General features: G+C 37.4%; 10 protein-coding genes. 6 read left to right on the top strand and 4 right to left on the bottom strand.

From position 1 onward, the window contains the following. Positions 1–77 precede the first annotated feature (77 nt). A complete protein-coding gene (locus tag ACMGDK_RS02265; protein ID WP_436806433.1) occupies positions 78–785 on the top strand; it encodes a DUF421 domain-containing protein in 708 nt (235 codons plus the stop codon). A gap of 50 nt (positions 786–835) precedes the next feature. Here the strand turns inward: ACMGDK_RS02265 and ACMGDK_RS02260 are convergent, their stop codons facing one another. Next, positions 836–2041, bottom strand: coding sequence for a CynX/NimT family MFS transporter (locus ACMGDK_RS02260; protein ID WP_436806432.1), 1206 nt, complete (start codon positions 2039–2041; stop codon positions 836–838). A gap of 72 nt (positions 2042–2113) precedes the next feature. Between ACMGDK_RS02260 and ACMGDK_RS02255 the strand changes: the two genes are divergently transcribed. Beyond that, positions 2114–2896 carry a helix-turn-helix domain-containing protein gene (locus ACMGDK_RS02255; protein WP_436806431.1) on the top strand — a complete coding sequence of 261 codons (783 nt, stop codon included), beginning with the start codon at positions 2114–2116 and terminating at the stop codon, positions 2894–2896. A gap of 62 nt (positions 2897–2958) precedes the next feature. On the opposite strand, the gene ACMGDK_RS02250 is transcribed toward ACMGDK_RS02255, so the two are convergent. After that, complete coding sequence (locus ACMGDK_RS02250; protein ID WP_306842645.1) at positions 2959–3303, bottom strand: mannan-binding lectin; 345 nt, start codon at positions 3301–3303, stop codon at positions 2959–2961. A gap of 797 nt (positions 3304–4100) precedes the next feature. Here ACMGDK_RS02250 and ACMGDK_RS02245 point away from each other — a divergent pair. From ACMGDK_RS02245 to ACMGDK_RS02235, 3 genes are all read left to right on the top strand, one after another. Further along, positions 4101–4709, top strand: a complete 609-nt coding sequence (locus ACMGDK_RS02245) for a hypothetical protein (protein ID WP_436806430.1) — start codon at positions 4101–4103, stop codon at positions 4707–4709. A gap of 226 nt (positions 4710–4935) precedes the next feature. After that, the gene (locus tag ACMGDK_RS02240) at positions 4936–6741 is read left to right on the top strand and encodes a hypothetical protein (RefSeq protein WP_436806429.1); all 1806 of its coding nucleotides are present in this window, start codon (positions 4936–4938) and stop codon (positions 6739–6741) included. A gap of 230 nt (positions 6742–6971) precedes the next feature. Continuing rightward, the gene (locus tag ACMGDK_RS02235; RefSeq protein WP_436806428.1) at positions 6972–7916 is read left to right on the top strand and encodes an aldo/keto reductase; all 945 of its coding nucleotides are present in this window, start codon (positions 6972–6974) and stop codon (positions 7914–7916) included. 86 nt (positions 7917–8002) lie between these two features. Here the strand turns inward: ACMGDK_RS02235 and ACMGDK_RS02230 are convergent, their stop codons facing one another. Further along, positions 8003–9850: a chloride channel protein gene (locus ACMGDK_RS02230; protein ID WP_436806427.1), complete on the bottom strand. Its 1848-nt coding sequence runs from the start codon at positions 9848–9850 to the stop codon at positions 8003–8005. Between the two features lie 397 nt (positions 9851–10247). Here ACMGDK_RS02230 and ACMGDK_RS02225 point away from each other — a divergent pair, with 397 nt between their 5' ends. After that, entirely contained in the window at positions 10248–11240 is a 993-nt protein-coding gene (locus ACMGDK_RS02225; RefSeq protein ID WP_436806426.1) for an aldo/keto reductase, read from the top strand. A 59-nt stretch (positions 11241–11299) separates the two neighbouring features. On the opposite strand, the gene ACMGDK_RS02220 is transcribed toward ACMGDK_RS02225, so the two are convergent. Next, positions 11300–12103, bottom strand: a complete 804-nt coding sequence (locus ACMGDK_RS02220; RefSeq protein ID WP_436806425.1) for an SDR family oxidoreductase — start codon at positions 12101–12103, stop codon at positions 11300–11302. Positions 12104–12170: the final 67 nt, after the last annotated feature.

Here is a 12170-nt window from a genome sequence, read left to right as displayed (position 1 = left end):
TTTAAATCTATTAATCTTTAAGAAAAGTGGGTTGGGGGATGGCTCATTTTTTGGATGCCTTCTCTAAATTAATTTCTATGCTATCCCTATTTCTCTTAGAGCTCAACTGGAAAGAATTATTTCTGGGACATGAAGAATGGTCTTTTCTTTTAGAAATTATCCTCCGTACAGCGATTATGTTTCTCGCTATTATCGTCGGGTTGAGAATTTTAGGTAAGAGGGGAGTCAAACAACTTTCTATTTTTGAGCTGGTCGTTATTATCGGTTTAGGCTCTGCGGCAGGTGATCCTATGTTTAATAAAGACGTTGGCATTATTTCTTCTATCCTGGTTTTTATTGTTATTATTCTTTTATACAGTATTGTCACCTTTTTTATCGGCAGAAGCAAAAAGTTTGAAAAGATGGTGGAAGGCAGTTCTATCTGCCTGATCCGGGACGGTGAATTTGCCATCAATAATTTTAAAAAAGAAAATCTGGGCAGCGATGAATTTTTTGCAGAGCTCAGGTTGAAGGGTGTTTCACAGCTTGGGCAGATTGAAACAGCTATTGAAGAAATTTCCGGTGAGATCAGTGTATTTTACTATGAAGATAAAGATGTAAAATACGGCCTTCCCATTATGCCGGATTCATTAAAAAATCCATTAAAAAAAATTCATAGAGAAAGCCAATATTCTTGTATCTTTTGTGGACATACAGAATTTAAAACAAAAGGAAATACAACACATTGTCCCAAATGTAAAAAAGATGAGTGGGTGGAAGCAAGCAACAAAAGGAGAATAACTTAGCCAGGCAAAACATTTAAAAGGACTGTATCTTTCCGGTACAGTCCTTTGTTTTAATCTTCAACACATTTATTCCTGGCCGCCTTCATTCCGAAGTAAAACATCAGAATAACAGCAAAGCTTAAAAAGTAAAAAGAGCTTTTCCAAGAAAAGTCCCAATCATGAAGTTTTCCGAAGACAGGAGGCCCGAACGCAGCAATCAGGTATCCTACAGACTGTGCCATTCCCGATATTTTAACAGCATTGGCGCTATTTTTCGTTCTCATTGAAAAAAACAAAATGGAAAGACTGAAAGACAAGCCATTAGAAATACCTATAATGACAGCATTAGCATAAATCCATTGAGACTGCAGCCATATAAACATCATCGTACTTCCGAACATTAAACTGCAGATAAGCACGATCAGAATACGCTGATCCTTCATTTTACCGGCAATAATCGGGGCACAGAAAGTAATAGGAATCATAGTAATCTGAATAAGAAACAGTATCCATCCCGTACTGTCACCTTCCATTTTACAATCAGTAAGAAATGAAGGCAGCCATGCCATCATGCAATAATAAAATAAAGACTGAAGCCCCATAAATACACTGATATTCCATGCCTGTGCAGATTTAAACATATTAAAATCAGAAACACTTAATGCTGCTTTTGCCTGCCCCCGGTTCTTTTTATTGAATATCAGTTCCAGAATAAGTACAAAAAGTCCCAGCCCGGCAATGATCAGCCAGATTCCCAGCGAGCCCCGCCATCCGAATCCTGTCCATTCTCCGATTCTTACACTGAAGCCTGACGCTAATGCAGCTGTAAGATTCATAGAAACTGCAAAAATCCCGGTCATCAGGCCGATCTGTTTTGGAAAATTATTCTTGATATATCCCGGTGTCACCACATTTCCGATACAAATTCCAAGTCCTATGAATACGGATCCTGCAAAAAGCATCCAAAGAGATCCCGTAATCCGTAAGAACAGCCCGAAACTTAAAATAATCAGGGAATACATCAGAAACCGGCTGATACTGAACTTATGTGAAAACCGGCTCACCAAAACGGAACAGGTTGCAAACATAAACAATGGGATAGAAGTAAGCAGGCTGACCTGCAGGCTATCCAGATTCAGGGAGTTCCGTATATCACCCAATACGGGAGAAACGGAAATAATAGGAGACCTCAGATTGCTGGATACAAGGATTACAACCAGTACATTGACTACCATCAGAACATAAGAAGCATTCTTTCTTGATTCACTCTTCATCATATAATTAATATTTGATGCAAAATTAATCCAGCATTTTTATTTAATTTTGCCAAAGTTTTAACATAAAACGACATGAATGTTCACGACACTATAGATATTGATCAGCTGAAGAAACCATATTTTGTATGGTTTGAAGAGGATTGGAGGCATGACGACATTCTTCATTCCCATCAAAAAGGGCAGCTTGTTTATGTAGAAAGTGGATTCCAGTATATTACGGTCGATGGGAAGATCTACCTTCTTCCACAAAACCATGCAGCCTGGATTCCTCCGGGTGCCATCCATAAGACCAATTCCCATTCAGAAAAAATTAAACTGATGATCATGTTCGCTGATGCAGAAGCAAGCAGTGTTTTTCATCATAAGATTAATGTTTTTTCCGTTCCTCCTGTCCTGAAGGAAATGATAAAATATGCAGAAAAATGGTCAAAAAATATTTCAAAAGATCCGAATGAGATTCTTTTCCTACAGGCACTTTTTAATGAGCTGCCTCATTTTGTGGAACATTCCTTACAACTTTATATCAGACTTCCTGAAGATAAAAGGTTATCTAAATCTATTGAATATCTTCACAATCATTACCGGGAAGACGTGAGAATGGAGGATCTGAGTGAAATTTCAATGCTTTCCTTACGAACACTGGAACGCATCTTTAAAAAAGAAACCGGAATGACACTGGCCAAATACCAGCAGATACTGAGAATCATTAAAAGCCTTGAGCTGCTGAGCTCCGGTGACCTTACCATTTCAGAAACAGCGTATAAAGTAGGGTATAAGAGTGTGCAGGCTTTTACAAGAAGCTTTCAGGCTGTAATGTTGTCCAGACCTACAGATTTTGTAAAAATTACCCGATAAGCTATTATAAAACAAAAAATCTCCGGGTTGTCCCGGAGATTCATACATTATTTAATTTTTTTTTAGAACTTGAATACGCAGCCGCAAACGCTCATTTTGCCTTCAACGACGGTAGTCCACTGGCCGTTCCATGTACCTCCGTAAGAAGCACAGATTGAAGGACATATTTCTTTTGCATCTTCGTTGCTCCAGATGGGTCCTGCTAAAACGTCCATGGTATATTCTGTACTTCCGGATGGTTGCGTATCATATTCAACTTCGATAACGCTCATCTGACCTTCGACAATAGTGCTCCATTGTCCAGTGAATTTTCCTAAATGCGCCGCAGCAATACGGCCTCCGATTTTTTGTGCTTCATCATTGCTCCATAGCGGACCTGCAATAATGTTGATTTTGAATGTTGACATGGTGTAATGTTTTAAGTTGTTTAACATTACAAAGTTGTCACTTTAAAGAGATATATGCTAGCGTAGAAAGTACCAAATTTGGTATTACGTATTTTCACCTAAATATTAAAATAATAGCCCTAGAAATGAAAAAGGTCCCCTAAAGGAGGAGACCTTAAAAAAACACAAATGATGAAAAAAAATTATTTCGATCCACAAATATAAGTAAAAATTATATTATGCAAAACATCATATAAACATAAAAATTTAAAAAAAGTATTAATTTTAGTTAAAATATAGATTTGTTAAATAACATTTCTGAAATATAACGGTAAGATATTTCAGAAAACAAAAAACTCAAAAAAATTAATACAATTGAGATATTTTAATTATCATAATTAAAAAACAGGTCAATATAATATCTTATCATTCTGTATTCTTACTGTTTTTCTTTCTCCATTTTCTTTACGGCTCTTATAACAGTTTCTACACATATAGACATACAATTATTTGGGACTAGCAAAATATAATTATAAAATTGATTTTGGCTTTGCCGCTTTTAATTTTTATTCAAAAATTACTTCAAAAAAAAACAATAAAGCTTTACAGTTTTAACAAATTCACAATCACATGACTAAGGTCATAAAATATCCAATTCATTCCTTCTATTTTTAGAGTCACAATTAAAACTCCATATATCCCAATACATTTAAGTTTTAACATCAGCCTCTCCATTGAGAGGCTTTTATTTGTGAAGTTATGATCATGCTCATAAAGAAAAACCCCTTGTTTTTATAAATTAGTACAAAATCAGTAAAATGAAGCCTAAGCAGATCAACAGAGTTCCACAGCAGCAATACGGAGGATTTCACGACACAGAAAGCCAGAAGAGGTTTGAACCGGAACTTCTTCCGCTCAAGTTTGACATTTTGAAACAGAGATTTTTTTCAGTTAATCGGTGGAAAAGCTATTGTGGTGAAGGCTTTGCAGCCTTTAAGCTTTATGATTCCGAAGGAAATGCCATTGACAGACCGCCTCAGAAAGGAGATTTCATGAGAATTGATATTCCTGGTCCGGGAGAACCTGAAGCAAAAGGATATGACTGGGTAGAAGTTATCGATATCTGTTTTCAGGAAGATAATCATTCGGAAAGCATTTTGATAACATGCAGTCCGTCCGAAAATCCACAAGACAGAAATAACAGACATATTGCTCATTTTTACGGTTCCAAAGCAACTTCTACTTTTATGATTGCAAGAACGCCGACTCATCTCAAAGCCGCAGTCTATGGGCGGAATGAAACACCCAATTTTAACGCCGGGTTTATTGATATCATCAGAAATCTTATGGTTGCCGCAGGAGGAATGATAGGAATATCCAAGATCCAGTGGAAAAAACTGGCAGATGGTTTTCTTGATTTTGAATAAAATGCAATTATTTTCAGACATTTTTCTTACACGAATAAATTAAATACATGATAAAAAATGATATTTAGCATATTTCCAACATTACAAGTGTTATTTAATGCATAGCTAATATTAAAATGATAAATTTAGGTCAATTAAAGTTTGGACTGAAGGACTCATTTCAATATGGATACAGCATTCCGGGATTTTAATTCATTCTCAGTGAAAGAATTTTTATCGAAATAAAATGACACATAAACCATTACACAACTTCCATATTCCGGTAATGGGTCTGGCTTACACTATAGACAGTCCTATCCGTGTTGCCCAATATGGAATTTCTTCCGTCATCTCTATTATTGATGATGACATCCTGGAAAAAATGAAGAACTTTTACAACAAAAAGTTCAATCTCGATTATTTAGGAATTTCAACAAAAACAGAAGATTACAGAGCAAAAAGAATTACGGCTTACCTGGATATGGTAGATGATATCGTGAATGAAAAATTTGAATCTTTCAAACAGGAAATCACTAAAAACAAGGAAGCATTAAAGAATTTTATAGCCATTCTGCCCAATACTTCAGATCTGAAAAACGGGCTCCAGAATTTGGTTCATCAAAAAGACAGTTTAGGCTCAAATATCAAAAACTTTATTGAAACTAACCTGAAGCCGGGAAGTATTGACGTCAATATTATGACAAAAGTTGACAAAGACAACTATAAAAAAGATGAGCAGCTTCCTGTGATATTTAATGATGCCCATGCTTCACTACGTGGCTTCGCGCAAAGTAAACTATCTTCTTCAATGGTACTTTCTGCAGGAATGAACCCGCGCCTATACAGCTATATTGAAGAATTCGACGATTTCTTTCCCGACCAGAACGGTATGTTAAAAAAGAAAATCATTCTGAAAGTAAGTGATTTCCGTTCAGCTATGATCCAGGGAAATTTTCTAGCTAAAAAAGGACTGTGGATCTCAGAATACAGAATAGAATCCGGACTGAACTGCGGAGGGCATGCATTTGCTACAGAAGGTATGCTGCTAGGCCCTATCATGGAAGAATTTAAACAGAAAAAGAACGACCTCATCCAGTCTGCCCATGCCTTAATGATCACCGCCTTGGAGCAAAAAGGAAAACACACCGTTGCTAAGCCTCTCGAAATGAAAATTACAGTTCAGGGTGGAGTGGGAACCTCGGAAGAACATGAGTTTCTGCTTGAAAACTATAATGTAGACAGTGTCGGATGGGGATCACCATTTTTATTGGTTCCTGAAGCTACTTCTGTAGATACGGAAACCAGGAACCTGCTTTTAAAATCTGGAGAAAAAGATTTCTATCTGAGTAATATTTCACCTTTGGGAGTGCCTTTCAATACGGTTAGGGGAACATCCAATGAGTTATTAAAAGAACAGAAAGAAGCCGCCGGAAAATACGGCAGCTCGTGCCCCAAAAAATTGCTGGCTCTCAGCAAAGAATTTTCACCGCAGGGAATCTGTACTGCCTCTAAAAAATACCAGGATATTAAGCTGAGAGAACTTCAGACTGATCCTGAATTTTCCGCTGAAGAATTTAATAAAAGGAAGACTGAGATTACAGATAAAGCCTGCCTGTGTGTAGGATTGGTAAATGCCGCTTATATGGAGCAGAACCTTGAAATCAAAGGTGAAAAACAAGGCGTTGTGATATGTCCTGGACCTAATCTGGCCTTTTTTGATAAGGAAGTTTCACTTTCCGAAATGGTAAAGCACATCTACGGGAATGCTAACATACTTCCAGATAACCAGCGTCCGAATATGTTCATCAATGAACTGAAAATGTATGTTGATTATCTTAAAAAAGAAATCAGTAATTCTTCAGTACAAATCACGAATTCCCAGACCAAAAAGTGGAATGCATTCAAAAAGAATATACTGGAGGGTATTGAATATTATCACAATCTGTTTCAGACATCCAATTTCTTTAAAAACGGATTGAAAACCATAGAACTGCAATTGCAGGAACATAAATTGATACTTACAGCCATTGAGATTCCTCAGGCTGAAAAGTAACAGTATTTTTTTAAATTGATAGATAAGCAGCTTTCATCGTGGAGGCTGTTTTTTTATGTTTATTCTGATAAAATAATCATTTATCTTCTTCTCTTAAATGTAAAAAAATTGAGGAGGGATAAGCTTTTCTATTTATAATAACTATAAGCCGTATGCTTATTTTGAATCTGAAATCCGGTATGAGATTTCTTATCTTAGTACTTATTAAAATTTTAATTTAATCTGTTTTTATGGAAAAAAGAAAGATAAAAAATACCAATCTGTCAGTAGCACCTGTTAATTTCGGAGGAAATGTCTTTGGTTGGACGCTTGATGAGAAGCACTCCTTTGACATACTGAATCAGTTTACGGATGCCGGATTCAATTTTATTGATACAGCAGATACCTATTCATGGTGGGTTAACGGTAAAGGAGGCCAGTCTGAGGAGATCATCGGAAAATGGATGAAAAGCCGTTCCAACCGTCAGGATATAGTGCTTGCCACCAAGGTAGGTTCTGAAACCAAAGAACATGGTTTTGATATCAGCAGAAAACATATTTTAAAATCAGTAGATGAATCCCTTCAAAGGCTTCAAACCGACCATATTGATCTTTATTATACTCATTTTGATGATCATACCACTCCGGTAGAAGAAACGCTTTCTGCATACGATGAGATCATCAAAGCCGGAAAAGTACGTTATATTGCCGCTTCCAACCTTTCTCCGGAGCGTCTGAGAGCATCATTTGAAGCTTCAGAAAAAAATAACCTCCCAAAATATGTTGCCCTGCAGCCTCATTATAATTTATTGGAAAGAGAAGGTTTTGAAAAAAATTACGCACCGCTAGTGGAAGAATTTGGATTGAGTGTCTTTCCGTACTGGTCATTAGCTGCAGGTTTTCTTACCGGGAAATACCGTACTGAGGAAGATTTAGGCAAAAGCCAGAGAGGAGAAGGTGTAAGAAAATACCTGAACTCAAAAGGCCTTGAAGTGTTAAAAGCTCTGGACCAGGTAAGTGAAAAGCATAAAACCACACAGGGAACGACTGCCCTGGCATGGCTTCTGGCTAATCCTTTAATCACCGCGCCCATTGTAAGTGCGACCAGTGCCTCCCAACTTGATACTTTATTCAATGCTCCAAAACTTATTTTAGATCAGGAAGATATTGAACTGCTTGATCAGGCAAGTCATTAATTTCAGATGAAATTAAAAATATCCGTTCAGTTTGCTGAACGGATATTTTTTATGTATCAGATGATGAGTCTTGAGGGTTAAAAAAATTAATCAGAATATTCTTTCAAAAGCTGCCTGTAGCTCATCAGGATAGATGATTTTGATATAAACCCTATAAAATCATTACTCTCACTGGTTACCGGAAGATTCCATACGCCGGTATCATCAAAAATCTGAAGAATTTCCAACGGCTTATTGTCCCGGTAAATAACTGCAGGCGGAGCTTTCATAATTTGCGTAACCGTCATGGAGCTGTCTGTTTCTTTATTAAAAAGATAAGGGCGGATATCATCCAATGTAAGGATACCTTTCAGTTTTCCGGCCTCATCTGTTGCTGCAAAAATATTTTTATTCCCATTTTTTACCTGTTCAAACAATGTGGTGACAGGAGCATTTTCATTAATCGTTTCTGAATATTTATCTATAAAATCTTCGGTTTTTAAAGCAAAAAGCAGGTTTTTATCATGCTTGCTGGTGAAAATTTTCCCCTGATCAGCCAATGATTCCAGTTCGGGGGAGATCGGGGAGAACCATTTTGCAATAAGATAAGAGATAATGGATACAATCATCAGCGGAATGAAAAGATCATATCCAAAACTGGATTCCGCAATCAGAAATATAGCAGTAAGAGGAGCGTAGAGTACACCGCTCATGGCTCCGGCCATTCCTACCAGAACAAGATTTGTTACCGGAACATCCGTAAACCCGATATGCTGGCAGACTAATGCAAACAAATAACCTACTGTACCTCCGGCAAAAAGAGACGGAGCAAAATTACCGCCGTTACCTCCGCTAAATATCGTAAAAGACGTAGCAAAAGCTTTTAAAAGACAGACCAGAACCAAAAATATAATAATGGTCCAGTCTCCAATCTCAAAATACCGGAAAAAGCTGTTTCTGATAATAGAATGAGTACTTCCGTTGGTAAAAGCTTTCACCGTTTCATATCCCTCTCCGAACAATGGCGGGAACAGAACACACAATAATGACAGAACCAGGCCTCCAAACATAGCTTTACGCATCCTTGAAAGCTTTAATCCTTTAATAAAATGCTCTACTTTTTGAGAAACCAATACAAAATAACGCGCATAGAGTCCGGTCACAATTCCCAATATAAGATAGTAAGGAACATTTTTATAGTTAAAAGGTTCCCTGGTATAAAACCTGAAAAGCACATCTTCCTGAAGCAGAATCCTTGATAAAAGGCTTCCGCAGACAGCAGCCACTACCAAAGGAATGAAATCTGTAAAAACCACACCTGTTAAAAGAATTTCAAAAGCAAACATGATCCCCGCAATCGGGGCATTGAAAGCTGAAGCAATACCTGCAGTGGCACCTGCAGCCAACAGCAGAGTCCTTTCTTTATAGCTGAGCCTGTAGGTCTGTGCATAATTGGAACCAATGGCAGCACCGGTAACCGCGATAGGACTTTCCAGTCCCGCAGAACCTCCAAGGCCAACCGTCACTGCGCTCTGAATGATTTGTGAATACATTTTTACAGAAGCCACAATACTTGAATTCTGTGCAATCTCATACAAAATTGCACTGATTCCTTTCCTGTCCTGGCCTTTAAATAGGGTAATAACGATAGCTGTAGTAAGCACAATTCCTAAAAAAGGAAAAACAATATAGAATAAGATCTGATATTCAAAATGAACCTTATGCGTAATAAAATTGTGAATCGTATGCACGAGGGTTTTCAGGATTACTCCGGCGAGACCGGCAGTACACCCGACAAGTATTCCGGAAAGCACCAGAAACTGGTTCCTGCTGAGCCTGTTATTCAGCCAATGGAGGATAAGTTCATAGCTTCTGGCTTTTTCCAGTCCGTACTCCTGGAAATCTCTTTTAAATTTTAGAAAGCTTAAATACTTTTTTTTATTGTGAATTTTCACCTGGAAACCAATTTTAAAACCGTAATGGTTTCGTAAATTTATGAAATATCTTTATAAGTGTCTGGCTGCAGATTGATGTAAATGTGTTAAAACCCACCACAGAACACTATAATTCAATACATTACTGAATTATAAATATTTCTTATAAAATTTAATTCAATCTTGTGAATGAAGATTCAGATGGAAATCTTCTGTATTTTAAATAAATATCAGCTTTAAAATCTGTTATATAGAAGACAGGATTTCAGGTGACACTATTTTTTATATGAATCAATCTGTCGTGGAAATCCTGACAAACGTCTATTCTTAATTTGCTGGCTATAATATTTTAACGATTGTTACTTTTCTCTGCACGATGTTTGCATCTTATATATCACCAACACTTAAATACAATCATATGAAAACAGATGTTTTAACAGAAAAGCACAGGCTAGGAATAGGCGGTGTAGCAATAGGAACTGCCTTCGAAAATATAAGTGATGAAGAGTCTTATAAAATACTTCAGACTGCCTGGGACCTTGGAATCCGTTATTATGATACATCTCCCTGGTATGGCCTTACAAAAAGTGAGAGAAGATTCGGGCACTTTCTGAAAGACAAAGACAGAAGTGATTTTATATTTTCAACAAAAGTAGGAAGACTGTTTCATGAAGTTCCTGAATCAGAAGTCCCGCCTACAATGTGGAAGAAGCCACTTAATTACGATTTTAAACACGATTATACAGCAGACGGAGTCAAAAAGTCTATCGAAAGCAGCCTGCAGAGAACAGGACTGGATTATATAGATATCGTTTACATTCATGATCTCTCTGAAGACCAGGTAGGGGACCGCTATCCTTATTTTTTGGAACAAGCAAAGAAAGGAGCGTTTAAAGTTCTTTCTGAGCTTCGGGACCAGGGAGTGATCAAGGCATGGGGAATGGGTGTCAACAAAATTGAACCTATTTTAGATTGTATTGATTCTGCTGATCCTGACATTTGTCTTTCTGCCACACAATATTCGATCCTGGAACATGAAGATGCTGTTGACAGACTGTTGCCTGCTGTTAAAAAAGCCGGTGTAAAACTGGTTTCCGGTGCTGGATACAATTCCGGATACATTGCGGGAAGAGACAGGTACAATTATAAGGATGTTATTCCCAAAGGAATGGCCGAAAAACGTGCTGCAATAACTGCTGTTGCCCAAAAATACAATACAGATCTGGTACATGCTGCACTGCATTTTGTTTTGGCTTCCGATGAATTTGCTTCTATTATTCCCGGAGCAAGCAAACCGGAACAGGTTAAAGATAATTTGGAAGGCCTTAATACCAATATTCCGGCTGATTTTTGGAACGAACTGAAATCTGAAGGACTGATCTATGAAAAGGCGCAGGTTCCTGGATTTTGAAAATAATAAAATCTGATATAAAAATAAACCTCTCATTGCGAGAGGTTTTTTGGATATTTCTACACCACTTTTGCCTTACGGACGATCTTAGCCAGAAGGGAAGGGAAGAACCTTTTAAGATAGGTTCCCATTACTTCCTGACCGCCAATAGATGCCTGGTTTTTCTTTTTTTCTATAGCTATAAGCATTTTTCTTGCAAAAACATCTGCGGGCATTCCTTTGTTCGTAGCATCATCCATTGTTCCTTGCAGAGAGCCGTTACCCGTCAGGGCATTAATAGAAATATTGGTTTGTACAAAGCCGGGACAGATGATGGTCACTATAATTTTTCTAGTATATAATTCAGCACGCAGCGAATCAAAAAAGCCGTGAAGCGCATGTTTTGCCGCGGCATAGCTGCTTCGCATCGGAGCCCCGAAAACGCCCATCAGACTGGAAACTACAGCAATATGCCCGCCACCATCCCTGATCATATAGGGAAGCACAGATTTTGTAAGTGCCACGGTTCCTATAAAATCAATATCCATTAAACGTTTATCAACTTCTATATCAGTCTCCATGGCCAGAGAACGCTGAGACAGTCCTGCATTATTGATCAGAATATCAATCTTTCCGAATTTTTCTATTACTTCTTCCACTACATCCGGCATTTTTTTATACTCTTCCAGGTCTAAAGGCAGTACAAAAAAACGATTTGCTTCAAGGCCTGTCTTTTGGGCCACGGCATTCAACTGATCTTTATTTCTTGATGAAAGTATAATTTTCGCACTGCTTTTTACTGCAAGTTCTTTCACCAAGGCTTCCCCGATTCCTGACGAAGCTCCTGTTATCCAAATCACTTTATTATCAAAATAATCACTCACTTTTGTTTTTTTATTTAATATTTTACTTCCTTATTCTTAGAATTCATTTTTCATCTTCAAAAAAGAA

Origin of the sequence: Chryseobacterium hilariae (genome assembly GCF_051400735.1) — a bacterium.
Classification (GTDB): Bacteria; Bacteroidota; Bacteroidia; order Flavobacteriales; family Weeksellaceae; genus Chryseobacterium.
This window is presented reverse-complemented; position numbering and strand designations above follow the sequence as displayed.

What these genes read in the sequence shown, in the direction of transcription:
- ACMGDK_RS02265 (WP_436806433.1), top strand. Translation starts at nt 78, where the DNA reads ATGCTATCCCTATTTCTCTTAGAGCTCAACTGGAAAGAATTATTTCTG.
- ACMGDK_RS02260 (WP_436806432.1), bottom strand. Translation starts at nt 2,041, where the DNA reads ATGATGAAGAGTGAATCAAGAAAGAATGCTTCTTATGTTCTGATGGTA.
- ACMGDK_RS02255 (WP_436806431.1), top strand. Translation starts at nt 2,114, where the DNA reads ATGAATGTTCACGACACTATAGATATTGATCAGCTGAAGAAACCATAT.
- ACMGDK_RS02250 (WP_306842645.1), bottom strand. Translation starts at nt 3,303, where the DNA reads ATGTCAACATTCAAAATCAACATTATTGCAGGTCCGCTATGGAGCAAT.
- ACMGDK_RS02245 (WP_436806430.1), top strand. Translation starts at nt 4,101, where the DNA reads ATGAAGCCTAAGCAGATCAACAGAGTTCCACAGCAGCAATACGGAGGA.
- ACMGDK_RS02240 (WP_436806429.1), top strand. Translation starts at nt 4,936, where the DNA reads ATGACACATAAACCATTACACAACTTCCATATTCCGGTAATGGGTCTG.
- ACMGDK_RS02235 (WP_436806428.1), top strand. Translation starts at nt 6,972, where the DNA reads ATGGAAAAAAGAAAGATAAAAAATACCAATCTGTCAGTAGCACCTGTT.
- ACMGDK_RS02225 (WP_436806426.1), top strand. Translation starts at nt 10,248, where the DNA reads ATGAAAACAGATGTTTTAACAGAAAAGCACAGGCTAGGAATAGGCGGT.